Annotated in this window: 33 protein-coding genes and 1 pseudogene; 15 read left to right on the top strand and 19 right to left on the bottom strand. The window is 37.9% G+C overall.

Annotated features, from left to right (window positions below):
* Positions 1–90: 90 nt before the first annotated feature.
* The 4 genes from R3F25_06760 (at position 91) to rnk (ending at position 2,907) form a co-directional block, all read left to right on the top strand.
* The gene (locus R3F25_06760; protein ID MEZ5496515.1) at positions 91–1,011 is read left to right on the top strand and encodes an arginine deiminase-related protein; all 921 of its coding nucleotides are present in this window, start codon (positions 91–93) and stop codon (positions 1,009–1,011) included.
* Positions 1,011–1,439 (top strand): hypothetical protein, encoded by a 429-nt coding sequence (locus tag R3F25_06755; GenBank protein ID MEZ5496514.1) that lies wholly within the window; start codon positions 1,011–1,013, stop codon positions 1,437–1,439. Before R3F25_06760 ends, R3F25_06755 begins: the two co-directional genes overlap by 1 nt.
* A 326-nt stretch (positions 1,440–1,765) precedes the next feature.
* A complete protein-coding gene (locus tag R3F25_06750) occupies positions 1,766–1,891 on the top strand; it encodes a hypothetical protein (protein MEZ5496513.1) in 126 nt (41 codons plus the stop codon).
* Between the two features lie 602 nt (positions 1,892–2,493).
* The gene (gene rnk / locus R3F25_06745; GenBank protein ID MEZ5496512.1) at positions 2,494–2,907 is read left to right on the top strand and encodes a nucleoside diphosphate kinase regulator; all 414 of its coding nucleotides are present in this window, start codon (positions 2,494–2,496) and stop codon (positions 2,905–2,907) included.
* Between the two features lie 96 nt (positions 2,908–3,003).
* Here the strand turns inward: rnk and R3F25_06740 are convergent, their stop codons facing one another.
* The 4 genes from R3F25_06740 to R3F25_06725 all read right to left on the bottom strand — a co-directional run bounded on the left by R3F25_06740 (position 3,004) and on the right by R3F25_06725 (position 8,412).
* Positions 3,004–5,484: an FtsX-like permease family protein gene (locus R3F25_06740; GenBank protein ID MEZ5496511.1), complete on the bottom strand. Its 2,481-nt coding sequence runs from the start codon at positions 5,482–5,484 to the stop codon at positions 3,004–3,006.
* Positions 5,481–6,143: an ABC transporter ATP-binding protein gene (locus R3F25_06735; protein MEZ5496510.1), complete on the bottom strand. Its 663-nt coding sequence runs from the start codon at positions 6,141–6,143 to the stop codon at positions 5,481–5,483. Before R3F25_06735 ends, R3F25_06740 begins: the two co-directional genes overlap by 4 nt.
* On the bottom strand, positions 6,140–6,784 hold the full coding sequence (locus R3F25_06730) for an arylesterase (GenBank protein MEZ5496509.1): 645 nt from the start codon (positions 6,782–6,784) through the stop codon (positions 6,140–6,142). The genes R3F25_06735 and R3F25_06730 overlap by 4 nt, the downstream gene beginning before the upstream one ends.
* 104 nt (positions 6,785–6,888) lie before the next feature.
* Complete coding sequence (locus R3F25_06725) at positions 6,889–8,412, bottom strand: cytochrome c peroxidase (GenBank protein ID MEZ5496508.1); 1,524 nt, start codon at positions 8,410–8,412, stop codon at positions 6,889–6,891.
* Positions 8,413–8,593: 181 nt separating this feature from the next.
* Between R3F25_06725 and R3F25_06720 the strand changes: the two genes are divergently transcribed.
* The gene (locus R3F25_06720) at positions 8,594–8,797 is read left to right on the top strand and encodes a dodecin family protein (protein MEZ5496507.1); all 204 of its coding nucleotides are present in this window, start codon (positions 8,594–8,596) and stop codon (positions 8,795–8,797) included.
* A gap of 10 nt (positions 8,798–8,807) precedes the next feature.
* The gene (locus R3F25_06715) at positions 8,808–9,008 is read left to right on the top strand and encodes a dodecin family protein (protein MEZ5496506.1); all 201 of its coding nucleotides are present in this window, start codon (positions 8,808–8,810) and stop codon (positions 9,006–9,008) included.
* 45 nt (positions 9,009–9,053) lie between these two features.
* Here R3F25_06715 and R3F25_06710 read toward each other — a convergent pair whose 3' ends face one another.
* Positions 9,054–9,680 carry a lipid-A-disaccharide synthase N-terminal domain-containing protein gene (locus tag R3F25_06710; GenBank protein ID MEZ5496505.1) on the bottom strand — a complete coding sequence of 209 codons (627 nt, stop codon included), beginning with the start codon at positions 9,678–9,680 and terminating at the stop codon, positions 9,054–9,056.
* Positions 9,677–10,432: a glycosyltransferase family 2 protein gene (locus R3F25_06705; GenBank protein ID MEZ5496504.1), complete on the bottom strand. Its 756-nt coding sequence runs from the start codon at positions 10,430–10,432 to the stop codon at positions 9,677–9,679. The genes R3F25_06710 and R3F25_06705 overlap by 4 nt, the downstream gene beginning before the upstream one ends.
* A gap of 150 nt (positions 10,433–10,582) precedes the next feature.
* On the opposite strand from R3F25_06705, the gene R3F25_06700 reads away from it, so the two are divergent.
* A complete protein-coding gene (locus tag R3F25_06700) occupies positions 10,583–11,149 on the top strand; it encodes a hypothetical protein (GenBank protein ID MEZ5496503.1) in 567 nt (188 codons plus the stop codon).
* A gap of 57 nt (positions 11,150–11,206) precedes the next feature.
* On the opposite strand, the gene R3F25_06695 is transcribed toward R3F25_06700, so the two are convergent.
* Both R3F25_06695 and R3F25_06690 read right to left on the bottom strand, forming a co-directional pair.
* On the bottom strand, positions 11,207–12,091 hold the full coding sequence (locus tag R3F25_06695) for a hypothetical protein (protein ID MEZ5496502.1): 885 nt from the start codon (positions 12,089–12,091) through the stop codon (positions 11,207–11,209).
* Complete coding sequence (locus tag R3F25_06690; protein MEZ5496501.1) at positions 12,084–12,590, bottom strand: hypothetical protein; 507 nt, start codon at positions 12,588–12,590, stop codon at positions 12,084–12,086. The genes R3F25_06695 and R3F25_06690 overlap by 8 nt, the downstream gene beginning before the upstream one ends.
* 401 nt (positions 12,591–12,991) lie before the next feature.
* Between R3F25_06690 and R3F25_06685 the strand changes: the two genes are divergently transcribed.
* The gene (locus R3F25_06685; GenBank protein MEZ5496500.1) at positions 12,992–13,222 is read left to right on the top strand and encodes a ribbon-helix-helix protein, CopG family; all 231 of its coding nucleotides are present in this window, start codon (positions 12,992–12,994) and stop codon (positions 13,220–13,222) included.
* Entirely contained in the window at positions 13,203–13,463 is a 261-nt protein-coding gene (locus R3F25_06680) for a type II toxin-antitoxin system RelE/ParE family toxin (GenBank protein ID MEZ5496499.1), read from the top strand. The genes R3F25_06685 and R3F25_06680 overlap by 20 nt, the downstream gene beginning before the upstream one ends.
* A 131-nt stretch (positions 13,464–13,594) precedes the next feature.
* Here the strand turns inward: R3F25_06680 and R3F25_06675 are convergent, their stop codons facing one another.
* Together R3F25_06675 and R3F25_06670 are read right to left on the bottom strand one after the other, a co-directional pair.
* Positions 13,595–13,936 carry a cupin domain-containing protein gene (locus R3F25_06675; protein ID MEZ5496498.1) on the bottom strand — a complete coding sequence of 114 codons (342 nt, stop codon included), beginning with the start codon at positions 13,934–13,936 and terminating at the stop codon, positions 13,595–13,597.
* Between the two features lie 3 nt (positions 13,937–13,939).
* Positions 13,940–14,752 (bottom strand): class II glutamine amidotransferase, encoded by an 813-nt coding sequence (locus R3F25_06670; protein ID MEZ5496497.1) that lies wholly within the window; start codon positions 14,750–14,752, stop codon positions 13,940–13,942.
* Positions 14,753–14,840: 88 nt separating this feature from the next.
* Here R3F25_06670 and R3F25_06665 point away from each other — a divergent pair, with 88 nt between their 5' ends.
* Genes R3F25_06665 through R3F25_06650 form a run of 4 tightly spaced genes read left to right on the top strand, consistent with a single transcriptional unit; the run spans position 14,841 to position 18,270 of the window.
* The gene (locus R3F25_06665) at positions 14,841–15,815 is read left to right on the top strand and encodes a COX15/CtaA family protein (GenBank protein ID MEZ5496496.1); all 975 of its coding nucleotides are present in this window, start codon (positions 14,841–14,843) and stop codon (positions 15,813–15,815) included.
* Positions 15,815–16,726 (top strand): heme o synthase, encoded by a 912-nt coding sequence (gene cyoE, locus R3F25_06660; protein MEZ5496495.1) that lies wholly within the window; start codon positions 15,815–15,817, stop codon positions 16,724–16,726. Before R3F25_06665 ends, cyoE begins: the two co-directional genes overlap by 1 nt.
* A gap of 6 nt (positions 16,727–16,732) precedes the next feature.
* Positions 16,733–17,500 carry a TatD family hydrolase gene (locus R3F25_06655; protein ID MEZ5496494.1) on the top strand — a complete coding sequence of 256 codons (768 nt, stop codon included), beginning with the start codon at positions 16,733–16,735 and terminating at the stop codon, positions 17,498–17,500.
* Positions 17,497–18,270, top strand: a complete 774-nt coding sequence (locus R3F25_06650) for a tRNA threonylcarbamoyladenosine dehydratase (GenBank protein ID MEZ5496493.1) — start codon at positions 17,497–17,499, stop codon at positions 18,268–18,270. The genes R3F25_06655 and R3F25_06650 overlap by 4 nt, the downstream gene beginning before the upstream one ends.
* Positions 18,271–18,836: 566 nt before the next feature.
* Here R3F25_06650 and R3F25_06645 read toward each other — a convergent pair.
* The 9 genes and pseudogenes from R3F25_06645 to R3F25_06605 all read right to left on the bottom strand — a co-directional run bounded on the left by R3F25_06645 (position 18,837) and on the right by R3F25_06605 (position 23,010).
* Positions 18,837–19,775, bottom strand: a pseudogene (locus R3F25_06645) (helix-turn-helix domain-containing protein).
* A 44-nt stretch (positions 19,776–19,819) separates the two neighbouring features.
* Positions 19,820–19,966 carry a hypothetical protein gene (locus R3F25_06640; GenBank protein MEZ5496492.1) on the bottom strand — a complete coding sequence of 49 codons (147 nt, stop codon included), beginning with the start codon at positions 19,964–19,966 and terminating at the stop codon, positions 19,820–19,822.
* Positions 19,963–20,103, bottom strand: a complete 141-nt coding sequence (locus tag R3F25_06635; protein MEZ5496491.1) for an SDR family oxidoreductase — start codon at positions 20,101–20,103, stop codon at positions 19,963–19,965. The genes R3F25_06640 and R3F25_06635 overlap by 4 nt, the downstream gene beginning before the upstream one ends.
* On the bottom strand, positions 20,100–20,399 hold the full coding sequence (locus R3F25_06630) for an SDR family NAD(P)-dependent oxidoreductase (GenBank protein ID MEZ5496490.1): 300 nt from the start codon (positions 20,397–20,399) through the stop codon (positions 20,100–20,102). Before R3F25_06630 ends, R3F25_06635 begins: the two co-directional genes overlap by 4 nt.
* Positions 20,400–20,452: 53 nt before the next feature.
* Complete coding sequence (locus R3F25_06625) at positions 20,453–20,587, bottom strand: SDR family NAD(P)-dependent oxidoreductase (protein MEZ5496489.1); 135 nt, start codon at positions 20,585–20,587, stop codon at positions 20,453–20,455.
* Positions 20,571–20,795 carry a nucleoside-diphosphate sugar epimerase gene (locus R3F25_06620; protein MEZ5496488.1) on the bottom strand — a complete coding sequence of 75 codons (225 nt, stop codon included), beginning with the start codon at positions 20,793–20,795 and terminating at the stop codon, positions 20,571–20,573. The genes R3F25_06625 and R3F25_06620 overlap by 17 nt, the downstream gene beginning before the upstream one ends.
* Positions 20,796–20,989: 194 nt before the next feature.
* Positions 20,990–21,469 carry an NAD-dependent epimerase/dehydratase family protein gene (locus R3F25_06615; GenBank protein ID MEZ5496487.1) on the bottom strand — a complete coding sequence of 160 codons (480 nt, stop codon included), beginning with the start codon at positions 21,467–21,469 and terminating at the stop codon, positions 20,990–20,992.
* 569 nt (positions 21,470–22,038) lie between these two features.
* A complete protein-coding gene (locus tag R3F25_06610) occupies positions 22,039–22,704 on the bottom strand; it encodes a nitroreductase family protein (protein ID MEZ5496486.1) in 666 nt (221 codons plus the stop codon).
* Positions 22,705–22,719: 15 nt separating this feature from the next.
* Entirely contained in the window at positions 22,720–23,010 is a 291-nt protein-coding gene (locus R3F25_06605; protein MEZ5496485.1) for a hypothetical protein, read from the bottom strand.
* 203 nt (positions 23,011–23,213) lie between these two features.
* Here R3F25_06605 and R3F25_06600 point away from each other — a divergent pair, with 203 nt between their 5' ends.
* Together R3F25_06600 and R3F25_06595 are read left to right on the top strand one after the other, a co-directional pair.
* A complete protein-coding gene (locus R3F25_06600) occupies positions 23,214–23,456 on the top strand; it encodes an RNA methyltransferase substrate-binding domain-containing protein (protein ID MEZ5496484.1) in 243 nt (80 codons plus the stop codon).
* A 102-nt stretch (positions 23,457–23,558) separates the two neighbouring features.
* Positions 23,559–23,939, top strand: a complete 381-nt coding sequence (locus tag R3F25_06595; protein ID MEZ5496483.1) for an RNA methyltransferase — start codon at positions 23,559–23,561, stop codon at positions 23,937–23,939.
* Positions 23,940–23,946 lie beyond the last annotated feature (7 nt).

Genomic DNA, 23,946 nt, shown 5'->3' with positions numbered 1-23,946 from the left:
ATATTGAGTTTAGAACCGAAAAATATGTTTGATAGACTTTTATGTTTATCTGTATTTATGGATAATAACATTTTTTGGTTTATTCAAGATATGTTAGTTAAAAATGTTGCGGACTTTAAGAAAGTTCAAGAGCTCAAAAATTTTAAAATCAAACAAGATGTTTCGATGAAAGGGGCTTTTATGGTTAGCCCAATTGGCTTTGCACTCAATGAGCAAACCGCTCAGGATAATGAGTATATGCAAATGAATCAGGAGGTTGATGAAAAATTAGCTATTTATCAACAAATGCATCTTGCAAGAGTATTAACTGACTTTGGCATTCCCGTAATCACTTTTCCAGGTTCCGAAGACTCTCCTGACGCTGTTTTTCCTAATAATGCCTTTGCAACAAATCATAACCGTAGATACATCATAGGCTCAATGCGCTATCCCAACAGGCAGTTAGAAACTGAAAGGCGAGATATCAGAAAATTTTTCAATAACGTACTGGGCTATGAAGAGTATGTTATAGAACACCATAGAGCGATAGCAGAACTGACAGGTGTTCTTGTTCCGGATCGAGGTAGAAATATTGGATTTGTTGGAATGACTGAACGAGTCGATGAAGAAGGAGCCGTAGAACTTGATGAGGGATTCCAGCTTGATTTAACTTTTCAGTTTGACTTAGCTGAGGGCGAATATCACACGAATGTAGTAATGGCATGTTTGGCGAGTGTCGGCTGTGTTTTGCACAAAGATTCATTTGCAGATCCTGAAGTAGTAAAAGCAATCGACGATTTCTATCAAGGAAAGATTCTTTATCTTTCAGATGAGGAAAAAATGGCATTCTGCGGGAACTGTATTTCAATTACAGAGAGAGATGTGTTGTTCAGCAAAAATGCATACAATACTTTATCGACTTCATCCAAAAAAACTCTCACGAATTGGGGATTAGATATTCACGGTGTTGATGTCTCTGAGTTGGAAAAAGCAGGCGGCTCCCTTCGTTGTATGATTGGAGAAATTTTCTGATGTATGAATATGTTTTTTTTCACAAACAACTGGCACAAAAATTTGAAGCAAAAGCCAAATCCTTAGGTGTTTCAACTCAACTGAATCAGGAAGAGCTCTCATGGGAAGTGATCTTGCCTGAAGATATTTCTGAAGATGTCGATGATAAGTTAAGCGATTACTACGATGAGCTCTTTGACGAAGATCAGGAGTTATATGAAACTGAACATTCAGATACTGAATTTCAGGGAGCTGCTATCGAAATCACTTTAAAAAACGGTGAGAAAACTTATGCTGAAACCGATCAGAAAATCATGGGAAAAATCCTCTCCGTACTAACCTTTAATGAATTAAATATTCTCATCAACGACATTGCCACCGCTGTTGAAAATCCCAATGACAGAACAATGTGCGAAAGAAGACGTGAGGATGAAGTCAAATCAGTTTAGTTTTTTATAACAGAGTTCATTTGGCTAGTGGCGACAGGCTTTTCTATGACCAATTCTGACCATGAAAATACTAGCCGGTTATCTTTACTTTATATGCCATCAAAATTATGAGACCTAAAGAACGAGTAATGTACATAGAGTACAAGGGTGATGATGGTATCGTAGGAAATGCCAGAATTGATCGTGTAAAGTTTTCTAAGTCTGGTAAATCTATACATTACAACGGTAAAACTTTTGAAACACTTTCTGGCCAAGGTTTTAAATCAAACTATTTTGACACTGAGACAGGTAATCACTAATGGATTAGTTGTTGCCGTAAAGATGGTATGGATGCTCTATATGGTACCGATGTCATAATAGACGATGATGCTCTAGAAGAGTACTGGTGTGAAATTCGTAAGAAACCTGAAAATAAAAGCATTAATCAATTTAAAGCCAAAGGTAAGTACTAATGGCATATAATAAATTGTTAATGAATTAAAATGGACTTTCCCTTTGTTACTTTTGCTCGTGCGAAAAGTAACTCAAAACACGCCCTAAACTCTCAGCCTGCGGCTTCCCTTAATATTTCTGAAAATTTAGTGTTTGCAAAAACTCACATTGCAAGCAATGTTCAGACACTTGCAAACTTTGCTCCAAATTTTTCAAAAATATTTCGGTGAGCGTAAAGGGGGTTTAAAAGAACACCATCATACTGAGCGAAGTCGAAACATTTTCTGAATATTCCATGTTTGAAAATGAATCTCGACAAATTCCCCTCTTGAGAGGGGATTATGGGGTGTGTTTATTCGATTAACAATGCAAACACAGGAAGTTAAACTACGTATAAATGCATATTTTACCAGTTATTTACTGATATAAATGCATCTGTGCAATAATATCCTGCTCATAGCGATTATATGTGCACTAAAACATCTCTTTACATAAAAAAATCAGTATGTTAGTATCAAAAACCATGAAAACGAGCGCATTAAAATACGCAAGATATTTAATATCTTGCTTTGATGCACATATAATAAATTGACAAATAAATCTAATTTTTTGTGAGAAACCAATGAAAAAGAAGCCCGAAATTATTTTGTCTTCACTAGACGCTGATAGATTGTATGCTCTTCTTGAGTCATTACCGAAAAAAAGTGTGCCAGGCATTGAAGAGTTAGAGCAGGAGCTAAATCGAGCGGAGATCGTAGAGCCAACGAAAATGCCTCAGGATATCGTTACTATGAACTCAATAGTTCGATTTTTCGTTGAATCAACGAAGCAAGAATTTGAATTGACATTGGTATATCCAAAAGACATGGATTCAAACGGAAAAAATATTTCTATTCTTGCCCCGGTTGGGAGTGCAATGCTCGGCCTTGCTATTGGTGATGAAATCGAGTGGCCCAAGCCTGGCGGGGGTATTCTGAAAGTTAGAATCACAGAAATTCTCTATCAACCAGAGAGATCTGGCGATTATCAACGATAATGTGAAAGCGCCTAACAAGGCGCTGCACTCGGACAAATTTACGCTACGCTTCATTTTTCCGGTGAGCGTGGCATTAAAGAAAAAACAATATCTCATTCAACTCTCAGTTTTCAGGAATTCTATTAAATTTGCAGATAGTGTGTGACGATTAAAAACCACTCCTAAAACAATCAATATCAGCAATATAACTCCCAGAGATTGAGAAAATAGAACCCACGGAAATATAAATGATAAGGAAAACCAGTATTCAATAATCATATACGATATGACGGTTGCGACAGCTACACCAAGCACAAAGGCAAACAGGCCGAGGGTGATAAATTCAAGTAATGTCAGCTTCAATATATCTTTATTAAACATTCCCATCATTCGGTAGTAAAAACTTTCCCGCATACGATCGTGCGAGGTTGAAACTAAGGATGTTGCAAATATTAAGAATCCGGCAATTAAACCCAATGCCGTAAAAATTTGAATTAATTGTTTGAGCTGATCGACAAATTCTTTGAGTTTTAAAGCAATTTTTTCTCCATCCAAAACAGTTATTGCCGGAAACATTTTCGCCAGTTCGGTTTGAATTTGGGCTCGGTCTTGTCCTTCGAATTTGATGGTTGCAAAACGGATTTGCGGTGCTTTTTCCAGAACTTCTGGTTGAAAAATAAAGTAGAAAAAAGGACTCGGTCCGCGTTTTAAGCGTTTTCTGATACTGGTAATTTCAGTTTTGATTTTTATACCTTGAACATTAAAGACCACCTCGTCTCCTAAATCCACTTGCAAAAACTCAGCAAAACTACTGAGAATGGAAACCGGTTTGGCATCACCTTGCACCGGGGCGAATAGTTCTTTATCTATCACCGACTTTTGTAAATATTCAGTATTCAACATTTCGGTTGCGTAACTCAAATTAAATACCCGGCTGATATTGTCATAACGACCAAGTTGATTTTTTAGCATTTCCGACTTGACTCCATTGACCGAATCAATGCGAGCCCGAACCACCGGATAATAGGTCAATTCTTTACCAAAAAAATCATTCAAAGGTTGTTGCTGATTAGTTTGAACATCCAGCAAGAAAAAATTAGGAGCATCTTCGGGATAAGTGGCTATCAGTTGTTGTTGAATGGCGTAATCCATAATTGTGACCGAACCAAGAATCATGGTGCTCATGGATAATGCCGTAATAAACAGATTGGATTGATTGCCTTTGCGAAAAATATTTTGCAAAGCCAGAACCGCAAGCCAGTTTTTAATTATTCTTTTATTCAGCAAAAGTTTTAAGATAGCTGAAAGAAACTTTGTAAATCCTGCAAAAACAAGCCAAATCACCGCAAAAGCCAGCAGAATTTGTAAACTTTTCATTACACTGTCAAGTTCTGAATACAAAAGCAAAAACAGTAAGCCAATCGAAACAGTTATCCATAACCACGGGAGTTTTCTGATTTGGTTTTGTCTGCTGTGTTTGTGCAACACTGCAATTGGTTTGATCTTTGAAATACTTTGTAAGCTGAAATAGCTCATCATTGCAGTAATGGACAGAGAGATAAGAAAGGCTTTCAATAGACTGAGATAACTAATTCTCAAATCAATGTCGTTTGGCAATATTGCGGTAAAAATATCATTAAAAATCAATAATACGCCATAACTTGCAAGCCACGCCAATAAGACTGATAACACAGACATCCAGAAAAACAGCAATCGATAAGAGCCAATGACCGAGCCACTTTGTTCTCCAAGTGCGATTCGAATGGCATTGGTGTTTCTTTGTCGGTTGACAAAGGCTTTGACAACACTCATGATTCCAACACCGGAAAGAATTATCACACCGATGACTAATAGTTTTAAAAACACCAAAAAGTTTTGGCTGAGGTTAGATACACTGGTGTCGGATTGTTCGGCTGTATTAATTGTTACTTTAGTATTTTTTACCAACTCTTTGAGCTCAGAGGCGTAAACTTCGCTTTTTTCTTCAGGGAGTTTAATTTCAACCCGATAGTTCACACGGCTTTTCTGTCCCATGAGCCCTGTGGCTTCTAAATCAGCATCGTGCATAATCACTCTCGCACCAAATCCAAAGGCAGTGAGCGGACGATCCGGTTCGGTGATAATTTCATCATGAATGATAAATTCAGAATCTCCAATTTTTATCGAATCACCAACTTCAACCTCTAAACCGGTGAGAATTTGTCTTTCAACTAATACAGATCCGGATTTCCAGTTGGTAGAATTATTCTTAAGGACAAGTTTTCCATAAAGCGGATAGGCTGAGCTAACAGCTTTGATTCGGGATAGAATAGATTTGTTCTCGGTGAAAGCAATGGTGTTGAATTGATAATCAAAAACCAGATCATCGGGATTAAGTTCGGCAATTTTATCTGTTAATTCTTTTGGCAAAGGACGATTGTCGGTGATGACAATATCACCGCCGACGATTTGCTTTTGATTTTCTTCAATATAATCATCAACAGATTGTTGCAAGGTATCAAGCGTGAGATAGGCTCCCAATGAGACGATGATACATAGACCAAAAAGTATCGGATAAATTTTATGACCGAACCATTCCCGAAAAATTATTTTGTTCACAGAATCTTTCCATCATGAATTTCAATCACTCTATCTGCCCGATTGGCAATTCCGGCATCGTGAGTGACAACAACCAAGGATGTCTGAAATTCTTTTTGAAGTTCGATCAACAAGTTCAGCACACTTTCGGCATTCTTTTCATCCAGATTGCCAGTGGGTTCATCAGCAAACAAAATTTTTGGTTGGTTAATTAATGCTCTGGCAATGGCGGTTCTTTGTTTTTCACCACCGGAAAGCTGATGTGGAAATGATTTTTTACGGTCGCGCAAACCCACTTTTTCAATCAATTCATCCACTCGCTTCGCATCAAAACTTCGGTTGATTTGCAAAGGAAAAGCAATGTTCTCCTCAACTGTCAGAGTTGGAATGAGATAAAAGGATTGAAACACAAAGCCAATGTCTTGTTGCCTGCTTTGTGCCAATTGGTTTTCTGTTAAATTGGTGAGTTCAAGTTGGTCCAGTTTTACACTGCCACTATCCGGTTGATCCAGACCGGCTAGGATGCTCAATAAAGTTGATTTGCCGGAGCCGGACTTACCCATAATTGCCACAAATTCGCCTTGATTGATTTGAAAGGAAACATTCTTGAGAATTTCTATGGATTGATTTTCAATTTTAAATTGTTTATTGATGTTGGAGGCTTGCAGTATGGCTTTCATAGTTTATCTTTCAAGTATTGTTCGACGATTGGCAGAATATTTTGTTCAACAATGATTTGGTAACCTTCGGCATTTGGATGTAATAAATCGGATTGATTGTATTTGGGAATTCCTGCAATGTGCTCCAAAAAGAAAGGAATCAATGGGATTTTCTGTTTTTTTGCAACTCGGGGATAGATGTCTTTGAAGCCTGACACATAATCTTTTCCCAGATTCTCATAAATCTGCATTCCTGCAAGAATAACATCAGAGCCTGAGTTTTTTATTTCCTGAATGATTTCATGTAGGTTTTGCTCAACAATATCCAACGGAATGCCGCGCATGGCATCGTTGGCTCCGATAGTTAAAATTGTCAGATTCGGTTTTTGCTGTAAAACCCAGTTCAAACGATTTTTTAAACCACTCGTAGTTTCACCACTGAGTCCGGCATTGATCACTTTAATACTTTTTTCAGAGAGCCGGGATTGCAGAATTGAGGGGTAGTTATCTTTCTCATCCACTCCCAAACCTTCGGTTAAAGAATCTCCTAACGCCAGAATTACAAACTGTGGTTCTGTTTGACCGGATTGATTTTGTTGGACTTGTTGTTCATTATTGCAAGCAGACAGAACAAAAAGAATCAGAATAAAGATTTTTTTCATTGTAAGTTTATAGTGGTTATTTTGAAAGATTCAATCAATTACAATAAAAAAAACAGACAATTTGCTCTCTGATATTGATGTCAGAGAGCAAATTCATTTTAAAACTAATCAAATACCGGCAGTCCGCTTGGAACAGTCATCGGAAAATTATTTCTTAAATCAATGCTGTTACGATCGGTAGCTGCATCCAAAAAGTCCATAATACGGTCAATTTGTTGTTCTGACAGATTGACGTTTTCAATATCCAGATTGGATAGCAACGCATTCCTAGAGTATTCATCATTCATAACTGCATAATCAAGAGAACTTAAATCTCTGCGATAAGGCATAATGTTTTGAGTCTCATCGTAATTGTTCAAAGCCTCTTGCGGGTTTAAGTGATGAACAACGGCCTGACGCAAATCATTATATGCTCCTGCATGCCCCCAAGGACCTGTTAGCAAAGCATTTCTTGCGGTCGGAACTCTGAAACGATACCTGTCTTCTGAGCTTCCGGTTTCTCTTTCGCGTCCAAAATCATCCAAACCATCGTTAAAGCCAGGGAGGTTGTCGCCTTTCCCGGGGCCAATCTGTGGCATTCCAATTGATTGGAAGCTATTGTCGGTAAGGAACTTTCCGCCATGACAGCTTGAACAGCCCGCTTCTCCAAAAAACAAATTCATTCCTTCAATCTGATTCGGACTCATAGCTCCTTCGTCGCCATTTAAATATTGATCAAATGGTGAGTTGAAAGCTCTCCAGACAGCACCTTCAAAAGCTCCTATTGCATTGGCAATATGCACCATTGTGATATCTTCTTTTGAGTTCACATCTGCATAAACATCTTTGAACATATCAACATATTCATCGATTCCTTTTATTCTTCCGGCTAATATTTCCCAGACTCCACCCGTACCGGCAAGGTTACCAACAGCTGTTGCACTCGCCACAGGGTTTTCTCCTTCTTGTCCTGCCATTTCGGTTGCTGAAGTCACCGGGAACATCGCCTGAACAGCTAATGCATTGTCTAAACCCATTGGTAAATCATCTCCTGCCGGAGAAATAAAACCACTTGGTTGTGATGCATCCTCCATCACTCGTCCATCATGAAACATCACATCAAAGTGTTTCGCACCCAAATTAAAAATATGCGGAGCATTTCTGGGTACTCTTTCATGAACGGCATCTTCCATATATCCGGTATCTCTGGTAATTCCTAATCCGTTTCCACCTTCGCCTACAGGTAATGCCAATCCATCACCGGTTCCTGCCATTGGATGATGACAGGACGCACAGGAGATATTCATATTGCCGCTGAGAATTTTATCAAAGAATAGAAATTTCCCCAATTCTACTTTGTTCTGTGGAAAATTAAAAAAGTCATCCTCTGTGATAGCTTCAGGCAAATCAATAGATGACGTCAGTTGTGCTCTAACAGGAAAAGATTTCTCTTCACAGTTGGAGTTAACTTCCTCATTTGAACCAAGACTTTTGCAACTTGAGTACATTTGTTTGGCTTGATTTACAGTTTCAAGAACTTTTTGTTGATGGTTTTCCTTTGCTTGAACATCTACGACTGTTCTTTCTGCATTGCTGTTGAGGCTAGCAAGAACAAACGCAGACAGAATGGTTGTTTTTATTATTTTCATCTCTCTCTCGTTTATTGAAGTGAACTTAAGAAATACTAACACAACATTTCAAACAAATGTAAACAAATGTAAACCCGCTCAAAAAATTCTTCAATCTTGAAAATAAAGTTACAAAAGTTTACTAGAAATTTATCACTTATCGTTGTATGCTAGCTGGGAACTAAAACAAAGGGGAAAACCTATGAGTATAGCTAAAGTCACAGAAATCATCGCATCTTCAGAGAAAAGTTTTGAGGATGCCATCGAACAAGGAATTGCAAGAGCTTCAAAAACCATACAAGGTATTTCAGGTGCTTGGGTTGAGTCACAGAAAGTGCTTGTCGAAGATGGTGAAATTACTGAATATCGCGTTAATTTGAAAATCACATTTGTTTTAAAATCATAAGGGGAAAAATATGAGCGTTGTAAAAATCACAGAAATTAGTGCTTCTTCATCTAAAAGTTTTGAAAAAGCGATGAAAAATGGCATCGAAAGAGCCTCAAAAACATTACAAAATGTTCGTGGTGCTTGGGTTGAAAGCCAGAAAGTCACAGTTAAAGACGGTCAAATAGACCAGTATCGTGTCATTATGAAGGTTTCTTTTGAGTTGAATTAAATCACTCAATAATGATTTATTAAAGGCGGCTTTTCAGTCGCCTTTTTATTTGGATTTAAAAATAAAAAAGAGATTTCTAAGATAAACAATCATGCCAAAGCTCTGACCCAAAATAAAAACGGGGTCTTTTTGGTAGATTGCATAAGAAAGCAAGGTCACGCTTCCGATCATACTGAAATACCAGAAAGAAACCGGCATCACGCTTTGTTTTTGCTTTTCTGATGCCAGCCATTGCAAAATGAATCGCATGGAAAACATGATCTGCCCGACAAATCCAATCACTTGCCAAATGGTGTCTTTGGTGGTGTTATTGCTCCGTAACTCCTTGATTTGTTCAGGGCTCACGTATCCAGATGTAAATAAATACGATAGTATTGCAACCACAACCAATGAAATGGCTGCAATGAGTTTTTTAACAACTTCCGGTTTTATGAAATACAAGTTTCGTAGATAAATAAAAACCCCAAATGTTTGTCCTAAAACAAAAACCGGATCTTTACGAAATAACGCATAAGCCAGCAAAGTCAGACTTCCTGCAATTGAAAAGTACCAAAAAGCTAATGGCACTACACTTTTGCGATTTTTTTCTGTTGCCAGCCATTGAATTACAAATCGGGCAGAGAACAATCCTTGACCAATAAAGCCAACTATCAACCAAAACTGAGTTGTCATTTATTTTCTGCTTGGTTTTCAGAGTTGTGTTCTGAAATTTGCGGATGTTTACTCCGGCGAATCAACCAACTGACACCGAATAAATCAACAATCCCAACCCATAAGCGATTGTGAAAACCGTATTTACTCACACCTCTTTCACGAGGGCGATGTTGAACTTCAACATTTTCTACATTGCCGCCGGCTCGTTGGCACAATGCCGGGAGATAGCGATGCATATGATTAAAGTAAGGAAAATCTAAAAACACATCGCGGCGAAACACTTTCAAACCACAACCGGTATCCGGAGTTTTATCTTTCAACATCCATTGGCGAATACCATTGGCCCATTTGGAAGAAACTCTTTTCAGCCATGAATCCTTACGTTTTTTTCGCCAACCCGCAATCAACCAAATTTTATCTTCAGTTTTTGAGCTCATAGCTTTTTCGTAAAGGTTAGGAATGTCCGCAGGAACATTTTGTCCGTCGCCATCCAAAGTTGCAACCCAATCGGCTGTAGCATGTTTGACACCGGTTCGAACCGCCGTGCTTTGCCCGCAACTTTTTGCATGTTTGATAATTCTCAACTGAGGACATGATTGTTGTTTTTCAATCAGAACATCCAACGAATCATCGGTGCTGCCATCATTGACATAGATAATTTCAAACTCTAGACGACTGTCCAAAGCCTCAACAATCTCATCAATTAACGGAACAATATTATCCCGCTCGTTAAAAACCGGAACAACAACCGATAAGTCTGGTTTCTTCATCATTAGTAAAACATGCAAAAATCAGTATTTTAACAAACTGGCTCGTAATAAGTTAGTTATTTTTACTAGCCATGAGTTAGCTGGCATAAATCTATGATTGTTGAAGTGCGATTGTGGTAGAATTCTCGTCTTTAATTTTTCTGATTGAGTATGAAACCAAATACCAAGAATAAACTGACTTTACTGTTAATTGCGGTGTTATTTTTTACACCGGTGATTGTGGCAATTGTACTTAACTCCAGCTTGGTTGAGTTTCATCCTGAATCTTTCAAAAACAAAGGCGCTCTGATAAAACCACCTGTCAAAATCACATCGGATGAATTCTTAAAAGATTTTGAAGAATACTGGACTTTGGTTTACAACCATAACGGTAGTTGTGAAAAAGAATGCATGGAAATGCTTAAAACCATTTACACCATTCGCCTCACAAAAGGTCATAAAATGAAACGCATTAAACTTCTGATATTAACTCCGGAAACTGATGAAATCACCTTTCCTGAAGAATTTTCAACCATTGAGAAAGCCAATTATCCAGCCGATGGAGAATTAGCTAAAACCCTTGCCGAATTATCCAAACAATCATTTGCTGACGGAAATGGGCTATACATACTCGCACCCGAAGGTTTTTTAATGATGGCCTATGCAAAAGACTTCAAACCCGATGATGTAATGGATGACTTGGGATTGTTGCTCAGAGCAAGGAAGAATGAAGGATAACAGAACAGTTGTTCTGCTATCCTTGTTTGTTAAGATTATTGCTGTAAGTTCACTAATTCAATCAAGTTCTTCACTAAAATAACCATCGGCAATTAGCTTTCTCAGTATTGCAGTCATCGATAAGATATCATTGTACTGCCCAGGTGTTCTTGTTGATGACAAGTACTGACTGTAAGATAAGCCACAATAAGACTCATCTGATAGGCACAAGTACATCATATCTATTGCATCAGGTAAACATGCAGGCGGATCAGTTTCACACAGATATTGCATTGCAATATCTTTTCCAGCATTTTTAATATATCCATGATCTTTTGTCCTTATCTTTTTTGCTAATTCAGATCTCAAATTCCTATCGTTAAACAACAAGTAGTTGATAGCATCATATGTTAATATTGTTCCATCTCCATCGACATCAAGAATTTGTTTTGCTGTTTTAATTTTGGCCTCATCATATCTATCAATTCCATCAAAATATAGATTTGTCTTTTTGAAATCTTCTATATTTTTTTTATAAACATTTCGCTCATCGATTGATAGTGAATCTAAATAATTAAACCATTGATTACACCTGTCAATCATATTCTCCTTAATTTTAATTTGTTTTAGAGATAAGTCTTCTTTAAGATACTCGAATTTGTTAAAAAATGAGCTAGCATCAAAACCACAAACACCATGATAATTTAGTTTTGTATTAAGTTTTTGTATTTCTAAATCAATTCTGAAATTATTATGGGTTTCTCCTTGTGTATCAATTTCAATTTCTGAAGACAAAGGTTTTGAAATGCTCTTTTTAGTTTCTTGGTTTGGAATCTTGTTATTCGGGTCTTCAAAGTCAATATCTCTACCCTTCCTTATATAAATGCTATAAAGAAGGGTAGAAACTATAACAATTGAAATTATTATTAGTTTTTTCATTTTGGAACCAATAGGTTTATCCACAGCTACTTTCTGCCAAAATAGGGTTTGAGTGTATTTCAGGTCCAGAAACTGGATAAGTGCCAGTTGTACCATCAGGCCAATTAATCGTGTAATCGTTTTCACCATAAAAAGCTATCCATGTAGAATAAGCTGCTTGTGATATAGCTTTCACCATAAGCCTTTCTGCTGTAAATAAAGCATTTGCTTCAGCTATTCTCCCATCTCGATCACCATTGCTACACCCAAAGTTCTGTGGGATTTGTACACCGGTATTAGTACCACCACTAACATGAGTATCTAACACCCAGCTTAAAAAGAAACTAAAAGGTTGCCAAGGATTTTTAATCATGTACCCGATAACTGTAACGGTTGGTAAAGTGCAACTTAAGGACTCATCTTCTTTCTCTGAGTCTGCTGAAAGACTTGAGTTAGCTAATAAGGCATTATCTGAATCAATCGGTTGAGTGCTTTGTGGGTCGTTAACACAAATAGCTTGTGAGGTTGATATTGAGAATAACAATAGAAATGCTATAAAACTGAAAAAATGGAACTTCTTTACAGCTAGAAAGTCACTTGTGTTGTGTTGTGTTGTGTTGTGTTGTCATAAATTATATCTCCTATATTTAAAAAATTTATGTAACACTCGCAGGATGGTCAACTGTTTGCTAGCGGTTCAACTGGTCAAGCTGCAAGTGGCACAGTCCAATGTTATTTACTTAAATATTAGTTGTCAATGAAAATTTTATGCTATCTGATAAGTTAATAGATTCTTCGGCTCATTTCACTCGTTCAGAATGACATGATTATCTTTGCAAAACTTTGTGTTCCACATTGCTCTTTTAATCAGAGCACTAAGATATCTTGATTTTATGTGTTCTTTGTAATACATTAGATACTTACAATACAATTATACTCAAACAAATGATAAACGTAAGAATTGATGAGGATTTAGAAACTCGTCTTAACAGACTATCTAAAGAAACGGGGAGAACAAAGTCTTATTATGTGAAAGAAGCTTTATCGAGGTATATAGAAGAAGTCGAAGGCATTTATCTTGCTGAGTCCAGAGCCGAAGAGGTTGAACTCGGTAAAAGCAAAACTTTTACTCTTGAAGAAGCCCGAAAAATTCTGAATGAAAATCATAATAGCTGAAAAAGCTCTGAAAGAAATCGCAAAACTTGGACATGTGGCATCAGCAAAGATTTTAGATTTTCTGGAAGAGATGGAACAGAATAATATTGATTCTCGTTCCAAAGGCAAAGAGCTGAAAGGAAAGTTCAGGAAGTTATGGCGCTACAGAGTTGGAGATTATAGAGTCATTTCAGAAATAAAAGATGACATTCAAATTATCCTTGTCGTCAGAGCAGGGCATCGTCGAAATGTTTATGGTTAAATTCTAGCTGATAGTTAATAGATTCTTCTCCTCGTTTCACTCGCTTAGAATGACAATTCCAAAATCACCAATGAGATACCTGCCTTCGCAGGTATGACAGAGTTTATTGCTGAATAACTCGTCATTTCATATTATTCCTTCAACTCCGTTTCAATCAGTACAATATCAGTTTCTCCGGCGTTACGAATGTTGTGTGTGGCTGCCGGTAAATACATCGCTGTGCCGGTTTTTGCTTCGATCACTTTGCCGTTGGTTTGACCTTCGGGAATCAATTCCAGTTTTCCTCCCTGAACCACATAAACAGTTCGGAAAGGTGCAATATGAGTGTGAAAACCGGATTCTGTTCCGACCGGATAAGTTAAGCGTAGCATTTGGACAGATTCATTATCCAACAGAACTTCTTTGCTAGCTGCATTTTGAGCCAGAATATTTGTTGAAACTATGGATAAAACAATTAGTAATCTTTTTTTCATAATCTATGCTCCTAAAACAATTTCACCATTTTTAAAAACCATGGATTGACCGGATTCCAAAGCCACCCAGTTTTCGTTATTCAATGGCACACTGGATGCCAAAGCTACATTTAAGGATTGAGATTCTGGCATTTTCAGACCCTTAATTTCGGTATCAAAAATACCAATGTCACATTGACGTAATAAAACATAAAGTCCTGGTAAGACCACATCATTGCCTTTATCGTCTTTGACTTCCCGAATATGGCTGAATAAATAAATGTATTCGCTGTCGCTATAAATAAAATTTGCTAGTCCCATAGTTTTCATTTCATTAGCGAATTGATTAAATACTTCAAAGCGTTCTGATAATTCCGGGTTATTCTTACGTTTCCATAACTCTGACATTTGAAACATTAAATAACAAAATGCCGTTTCGGAATCGGTATCGCCCATTGGTTGGAAATGTGGATTGTGATAATTGGGATTATTTACAATGCCTTTAATGTTGCCGTTATGAATAAAAACATGTTGTTGTCCGGCAAGTTCACGGGAGAACGGTTGAGTGTTTCTGAAACTGACATCACCTTGCGTGGCATAGCGAATATGTGACATGATATTTTTGCTTTTTATCCGATAATTCTTTACAAACTCCATATAGGGACTGTCACTTGCCTGTCCGGCTTCCTTGATGATATTGGCCGCATTTTGCTGGTAATAGGCAATTCCCCAGCCATGTCTGTGATGATTGGTTAATCCTCCGTGTTTGGAAAATTCATTCAGGGAGAAGCTGACTTCTGTTGCTGATGATGCGGATAATGCAAATAATTCACACATAAAATACCTGAATGCAAAGAAAAATAAAGTTGAATGCAGTAAAATCGTACGTCCTTTGAGTTTGATTATATCGAAAATCTTCAATAACATGAAAAATTATTCAAAACTGGCATGGTTTGGCGTGGCTTTGGCATTATTTGTCGTGGTTCTGGGAGCTTTTGTTCGCCTTTCTGATGCCGGATTGGGTTGTCCTGACTGGCCGGGTTGTTACGGGCATTTGGACTGGCCAACAGAGACTCATGAAATTACAAAAGCTAATGATGCGTTTCCTGAAAGAGCCGTCGAACCTCATAAAGCATGGAAAGAAATGGTTCATCGCTATTTTGCCGGAACATTGGGGCTTGTTGTTTTAGCTTTATTCCTTTGGGCGTTTTCAAAAAGACGGGAAATGTCGTATTCGCTGCCTTTGGTTTTGGGTTTTGTTATAGTTTTTCAAGCGGCATTAGGAATGTGGACAGTCACATTGCAACTGAAGCCGATTATAGTCATGGGTCATTTAATGGGTGGCATGTTGACTTTGTCGCTTCTATTCTGGTTAGCTTTATCGTCTTCTCAAAAAATACAGCCTTACCGTTATGCCGGTCATGTGAAACAATGGATGGTTGGTTTGGCCTTGTTCTTAGTTATTTTACAAATCATGCTCGGTGGCTGGACCAGTTCCAATTATGCCGCATTATCTTGTGTTGGTTTTCCGCTTTGTAATGGCCAATTATGGCCGGACATGAATTTTTCCGAAGCCTTTGTGATGTGGCGTGGTTTGGGTGTGAACTATGAATTTGGTGTGCTTGATGCTCCAAGTCGGGTTGCGATTCAAATGGCTCACCGTTTGGGTTTTGTGGTGGTGACTTTGTATCTGGCATGGTTAACCACGCGTTTAATGAAAAACCGTGAGCTCATGCCATTAGGTGTTACAGTTGCAGGATTGTTGTTGTTACAAATCGCTCTAGGGATTGTCAACGTGACCTTTAGCTTACCATTAGCGGTAGCGACAGCACATAACGGTGTTGCTGCTTTGTTGCTGTTATCTCTGGTTGCTTTGCTTTATAAAACCCGCAAGTCCTGATGAGTAGTTCTAAATTCAGTCAATTTCTGGAATTGACAAAACCTAAAGTGGTTTTGTTGATTGTGTTTACCGCTTTTGTAGGAATGCTTTTATCGGTTGATAAAGGCTTACCGCCTGTAGTGACGATGATTTATGGACTTATTGGCATTGGTTTTGCGGCCAGTTCGGCTGCTGCCATTAACCATTGGGCAGATCAAAAAATTGATGCAATTATGTTACGAACGCAGCATCGACCGCTTCCTCAAGGAGAACTCAAAGACTGGCAAGTGATTATTTTTGCCTTACTCTTATGTTTGATTTCCATGACGGTTTTGGTTCTGAAAATCAACGTACTGACAGCGGTTCTGACGTTTTTCTCGTTAATCGGATATGCTTTTATTTATACATTTTTCCTAAAAAGAATCACTCCACAAAATATTGTGATTGGAGGAGCCGCCGGAGCCGCCCCTCCGGTGCTAGGCTGGACGGCAATCACCGGAAATCTCACCGGTGATGCTTTGTTGCTTTTTGCTATTATCTTTACCTGGACACCACCGCATTTCTGGGCTCTGGCTGTGCACAGGGTGGATGATTATGCCAAAGCCAAAATACCCATGCTACCGGTAACTCATGGAATTCAACACACATTGTTGCACATCATTCTTTACACTATTTTATTGATAATTGTGACTATTTTTCCTTATCTTGTCGGCATGTCCGGTTGGGTTTATCTGATTGGCGCAGTGGTTCTGGGTGGGAGATTTTTGCAATTGGTCCTGCAAATGAGAACCTCCAAAGACCCAATGTTACCGTGGAAAGTGTTTAAATATTCCATCTGGTATTTGATGATTCTATTCGCCATCTTGCTGATTGACCACTATCTACCGGTTCACAATCTCAATCAAAAAGTCTTTCATACGCCATTGCTGTAACAAATTGTGATTGATGCACATATTCATCTGGACGACTCCCGCTTTGATGACGATCGTGAGGCACTCATCAAACAAGCGCAGGATGCCGGTGTGCAGAAGTTCATTGTTCCGGCAGTTGGTGTGAATGGTTTTGAAAAGCTAAAAAAACTTTCAGAAGAAAACAAAGCTATTATCCCTGCTTATGGCTTGCATCCGTATTTTTTGAATCAGCACCAAAAATCAGACATACAAAGACTGGATGACTGGTTGCAAACAAACGATTGTTATGCCGTTGGTGAATGCGGTCTGGATTATTTCGTAAAGGACTTGGAACAAGACTTACAGCAATATTATTTCGATGCACAGATTGAACTGGCGAAAAAATATAATCTGCCCTTGATTCTTCATGCACGAAATGCTGTGGATGCCGTTTATAGCAGCTTAAAAAACGCAGATTATTACAATGCCATGATTCACAGTTATAACGGTAGTATTGAACAAACCAAAAAACTTTTGGAACACGGTATCAAATTCAGTTTTGGCGGAGTTCTGTGTAATCCAAAGGCGACGAAAATTCATGAACTAGTGAAGTTTTGCCCTTCAGAAAGCATCATGCTGGAAACCGATGCGCCCGATCAAAATCTTTATCCGGACTTTAAATTGCGCAATCTTCCTGTCAATTTATTAAAAATCGCTCAATGTTATGCTGAATTAAAAGGAAAAACCTTGCAACAGGTAGAAGATGAAACAACGGAAGTGACACAGACGTTTTTTCAGTTAAAATCTGCATCATGAATGAACAAAAGAAACAAAGGTTTGGTGGTGTCGAACGCCTGCATGGAAAAGACGGTTTTACACGCTTACAAAATGCACATGTCTGTGTCATCGGAGTTGGCGGAGTCGGTTCCTGGGCTGTGGAAGCACTTGCACGAAGTGGTGTTGGTGAAATTACTTTAATTGACGCTGACGATGTTTGCGTGACCAATATCAACCGTCAGATTCATGCCATCACCGAAACCATCGGACAGGAAAAAATCTTAGCGATGGCTAATCGTATCCAAAGCATCAACCCTGATTGTAAAGTTCATCAAAAACCCGCTTTCTTTATGCAATCCACCGCCGAAAAACTTCTTGAGACACACTATGATTTCGTTATTGATGCGATTGATAGCCTGAAACACAAGGCTTTGTTGATTTCTTTATGCAAAGAGAAAAACATCAATATCATCACCGTTGGCGGAGCCGGTGGCAAAACTCAGATTTCAGGAATACAGGTTTGTGACTTAGGGTTAACTCATGGAGATAAATTGCTGAGTAAACTTCGAGCCACTCTTCGTAAAGATTACGGTTTCCCCAAACATGCCGGTAAAAAATTCAAAATCATGAGTGTCTTCTCGCCTGAATCGGTCAAAATGCCATGGTGTGGATTCCCCGAAAACCAACCAAAAACCAGCCTCAAACTTGACTGCAACAACGGCTTTGGAACTGATATGACAGTGATTAGTCTGTTTGGAATCACAGCTGCACATTATGTGATAAATCAATTAGTAATGAGTAATGGGTAATTAATAATTAGTAATTGTAAATCAGTAATAAAAAACTCTGTCATTCTGAGGAGCAACGCACTAGTGTCCGTGATTTCTTGTTACTTTGTTGCCACCCAACATGACCTTTATTCATTTTTTTGCTCGTAAAATACGCCCAAACTCTCAGCTTACGGTTTCCCTCGATATTTTTTCTCAAATTTGGCGAGGTATTTGAACTCGCTTCGCTCAAACATAAATATCTCGGTGAGAGTAAAGGAGGATGTAAACCGAAACTCCGTCATACCGAGCTAAGTGTGAAACACACGGAAGTCATAAATATCTATGAAAAACAATTGCAGTTCAGAACTTATTTCAGCTTCTATAAATATTCCGTGTTTTCCTATAAAACACAACCCAAGCTTTCCTCTTGAGATACAGAGGTGTGTTGTTTTATTAGCGGATACGTGTATGAAAAGTTGCGGGTTTTATGCACTTACTTTTCAGCTAAGTACAGATATATTAAAAGTAATAACTTTCGATTTGGCACTCTAACAGCTATTGTCTATACACATTGCTATGCTCTGGCGTTTTGTCTTTCGTTGTTATTAGTTATTTCCCGCTTTGCAAAGAATAAAAAATAAAAAAAGAAAGAAAAGACTACCCCAATTAAATGATCGTCTGAACTCTAAAGGAGAAAGTTTTGTTTTTGTTTTAAATAGTTTACTGAATGATTGTGAGTGTTCAAAACCTAAATCTTAAGCAATCTCGCTCACAGAAAGATTTATTTGTAGATAGTTTTCTTTAGCCACTTCAATCAGTTTATTGTGAATGTGTTGCTGTGTACTTTGTCCCGTCAACATTTTTAACAATCCACTTAAATACTTTGGTGATATATGTAACGAGTCGGCAATATCTTGTACTTTGGGCAAACCTTTGATTATTAATTCTTCCTGATTGATAGTCAGCAGTATTTACTAATCGGTGAAGAATTTCGTGATTTGAAATTGCGGGTAATGAATTGGCGTTGATAAAACCGCTCGGAATAATTTAGCAAGGTTTCAATTTGTGAAATGATAATATTATGACTGAATTTATCAATGTTACTATGGTATTCCTGTTTGATATTTTGAACAATATTATTTAAAACATCTTCTTCTTTTTCGGAAAGAAAAAGGGCTTCATTGACCGAATAATCAAAGTATTCGTATTTCTTAATTTTTGTTGCCAATGACGTGTTCCACAAAAAATCGGGATGTACCAGTAACAGCCAACCCGAACGATTCTCATTCGGACTGCTGTTTGTTCTTAATATCTGATTTGGAGCTATAAAATATAAAACCCCTTCATCAAAATCGTATTGCTGTTGTCCGTAAAACATCTTACTCACACCACGCTTTTAATGAAATGATGTAATAACCAAAAAACAAGGTTGTTGAATCTTCGTTTGTCGTGCGATGCAATTTTGCATAATCCACAATACTGATAAGCGGATGTTCCGGGTTTGGCAAACCATTCAACTGATGAAATTCACTGATTGTTTTTATACGAATGAGTTTTTTGATTTGCCATCTTGCAAAGATAATTTTAATTATAAAGATTGTCCGCCCGAAATTTCAATGCGCTGCCCATTTACCCCAATATGCATCTTCGGTGCAAGAAAAGCAACCACGCTCCCAATATCGTCAGGAAGTCCAACTCGTCCTAATGCCGTATTGGATGCTATAAATTTGTTCATATATCTTTGTTATCTCTTACAACTCCACCACCAAAATCTGTTTCAATAGCTCCGGGCGCAATTACATTGGCTCTGATTTGCCTTTCGCCTAACTCTTTGGCTTGGTATTTTGTCATAATTTCAATGGCTCCTTTCATTGAAGCATATGCCGAAATCCATTCAAACAAAACCGTGTAAGACCGGTAGAAACATTAATAATGCCGCTTCCGTTGTTTAATATTTTCAACGCATTTTGTGTTAATAAATAGGTTCCTTTTAAATTGAATATTATAAAGCGTATCCAATTGTTCTTCAGTTGTTTCCGAAAAAAGAAGTATGAACCAATTCCTGCGTTGTTTATGAGGTAATCAATTTTATCAGCTCCAAATTGAGATTGAATTGAATGCTGAACATCATCAAAAAACTCTTTGAATTTTTCAAAATCTAGCAACATTCAATTGAATGGCAATGGCTTTTTGTCCTAAGCTTTCAATTTCTTTAATTACTTCATTGGCTTTTTTCTTTATTGTTGTTGTAGGTCAGAACAATATCAAGACCTTTTTTAGCAATTGAGAGCGCCATATTTCTGCCTAATCCACGACTTCCGCCTGTTACTAATGCTATTTTATTTTTTATACTCATTTTCTGTTTTTTTATTGATTAAAAAATAATTTTTACGCATATCTTCCAACAAATCAATATGCGTTGGTTTCCAACTTAGTTGTTCTTGTGTTATTAAGTTTGATGCAGGGCTGTCAATTGAAATAAAACGGCTCATCCATTCAAAATGTTTTTCGATTTCATCTGTGGATAACGAAACAACTGGTAAATTTAGTTTTTCGCCAATCACTTCTGCAATACTTTTATTTTAACTCCTGTGTCTCCTACTGCATTGTACAATGCTCCTTTTGCCGATTTTTCTAGGGCTAAACGAAAAATTTTTGCTGCATCAAACGATGAACCGCAGACCAGATTTTCGGGATAAGCCGAAACACCATTTTGCGTGCCTGCTCAATGATAAACGTGATAAAACCTTTGTCACCTTTATCGTGAACAATTAAGGGACAAACGAACCACAGAAGCATTTACACCTTTTTTCTGCAAGCACCAAAGCAGTTGTTTCTGAAGAACGCGGAATACCTGATGATTTACTTTCTTCCGTAACTTTTCCATTGATAAGTGAAAGCCCAAAATTCCTGCTGTTACTACAATTGGTTTGTTGGTTCCAATTAAAACTTCGCCCATTGCATTTATTGCGTTCTTGTCTATTTCTACTGCTTTTGCAAATTGAGTAAAGTCGTGGAAAAAACCTGCATGAATAACACCATCAGCATTTTTAGAACCTTGTCTTAATATTTCCAAATCTTCAAGGTCTCCTTTTAATACTTCTGCACCTATTTGGCTGATTACGTTCGCCGATTTTTCACAAACAGGCAAACCAATTACCTGGTGTCCTGCACCAAGTAACTCCTTTACTATAACAGAGCCTACAAATCCCGAAGCTCCTGTTACAAATACTTTCATCTTTTTTCTTGTTTAATTTTGATATTGTAAAATTATAACAAAAACACCCAAAACAGATGTAGCCAAAATTCATATAAATGTAGCCAAAAGTAAATGCTAATCGTAAAAGAGTTTCGGTTGCCGTCAGTTTTTCTTGGTTGATTAAGTTACTCTATGCATGTGCACAACATCATGAAAATGCACTCTATTGCATATATCAGGGTATAAAAACACACATACATCACAAGTTTTAGAAGAATATATGCTCGGCTTCCTGGCTAGGCTTATGAGTTAAATTTTGAAAGTGTAGTTAGGGTTTGTATTTATTCTAGTATGAGATTAATAAAAAAACTATTGTAAATATATTTTTTCAGGGCTCATTCCATTTTTCGCTCAATATGACAGAGTTCTTTTTAAAATCCTTTTTACACCACTGAGGAACGGAGTAAATTTTGATGAAAGCGAAACAAGTGTTTATTCGTATTGTCCTGATACCCTCATCCATGAGGGCTTGCGTGAAAAAGTTTTCCAGAAACTTTTTGAGCGTAGCGAGTTATTGTTGAGCTTCAAATTTATCGCAGGTTGGTGTTTCACTCAAAAAACGTAACAATACCCTCCAAAGGTTTTCGGTGAATATCGGGCACTTTGGCATCTTCAACTGGATGGCCGCAGACCGTCAACAGATAAGGTCTTTCGTTATCCGGGCGGTTGAGAATTTCCTTGAGAAATCCCATGGGGCTTGGTGTATGCGTTAAAGTTGCCAGTCCGCAATTGTGCAAAGCTGTAATTAGCATTCCACAGGCTAACCCGACGGATTCGGGCGTGTAATAATGTTTGATTCGGTTGCCGTTTTCACCCAGTCCATAGCGTTCCAGAAACACGGCAATCAGCCAGGGAGCAGTTTCCAGAAATGGTTTGTTGGTGTCTGTTCCCAGAGGTTCGAGTGCTTTTAACCATTCTTCGCTGGCGCGGCGCTCATAAAACTCCTGTTCTTCTTTTTCAGCCGCTTGGCGAATTTTGGATTTGATTTCGGCATTGCTGATTGCGACAAAATGCCAGGGTTGCATATTGGCTCCGCTGGGTGCTGAACCTGCGGCTTTGATACAGTTTTCTATGACCTCTTTTGCCACTGGTTTATTTGAATAATCTCTCACCGTTCGGCGTTTTTGCAGTAACTGATTAAACTCCTCAGAATATTTCAACATTTCTTCTTCGGAATAGTTGATTTTGTGAGGAAGTGGTATAAATTTTGCCATAATTTAGTCTGTGTTTTATTCTAAATATCCTTGTCGATGATAGTCTTGCAGACCCTTATCAGTCAACTCTTGTAGTTGAGTCAGTACATCGTCATCTAGTTGTTTGAAATTGAAGCAGGACTTTCCCTTAAGGTGCTTTTTCAATTTCGCATCAATATCTTTGAGCAATTCAGGGTTTACATAAATTGGCATCAAATAATAACTAACAAAGGACTTGTTGATTTTAATTCCGCCAAAATACAGAGGTTGTCCATTCTTCATTTGATATTTGGTATAGAGATGACAGGCATCCACTGTATCTTGCACACAAACCAATAATGGCGCATGTCGGCTTATCCCAACTTCTTGAGTTCATCAAATATTTTTCTGTTTGCTTTGCATTTTTTTGTGTACAGCCAATTAAATACATTTTACTTGAATTTTTTTTATGTTTATTCGTTTTTTTATTGAAAATATTTAATCACACAATGCTTGGGGTATAATTCGCGCATGAATAAGAATCAAACAGAATGGGTCTTTGGTATCCATGCATGGAGAGTGTTTTAGAACAGTCTCCGGAAAATATCATACATATTATGGTTGCTGGAAACAGCAACAATCCGCGCTTGCAAAAAATTATTTCTTTAGCACGTGATCTGGGTTTAAAACTGACGAAAGAATCAGTCAATAAACTCAACAGTCAATGCAAGGACAGACATCAGGGAGTGATCGCTTTAATCAAGGTTTCCCGTTTGCGAATGAGTCAGATTTAAAGGGACATTCCCAATATGAAGCACCATTGATTCTTGTTTTTTGGATAATATTGAAGATCCGAAAATGTTGGAGCATGTCTGCGCAGTGCAGATGCTGCCGGTGTGGATTTGGTAATTTTTCCCAAACATAAAGCCGCAGGATTAACCGCAACTGCGAGAAAAACCGCCGCCGGAGCTGCTGAAACTCTGCGAATTTATCAAGTCACTAACATAGTTTCTGCTTTGGAAATTCTAAAAAATAATGGCATTTGGGTTGCCGGTACTGATTGTGATGCGGACTCGAAAAGCATTTATCAAAGCGATTTGACCGGTGCTTTGGCATTGGTCATGGGTAATGAAGGCAAAGGAATTCGCCCTTTGGTGAAAAAGCATTGTGATTTTTTAGTGCATATTCCCATGTCTGGAACGGTGCAAAGCCTCAATATCTCAGTGGCAACCGGAATCACGTTGTTTGAGGCTCTCAGGCAAAGAACCCAAAGTTAACCAAATC

The sequence above is a fragment of the Gammaproteobacteria bacterium genome, from assembly GCA_041395445.1.
Taxonomy (GTDB): Bacteria; Pseudomonadota; Gammaproteobacteria; order Xanthomonadales; family Marinicellaceae; genus NORP309.
The sequence above is the reverse complement of the archived record's forward strand: the minus strand, read 5'-3'. Positions and strand labels throughout refer to the sequence as shown.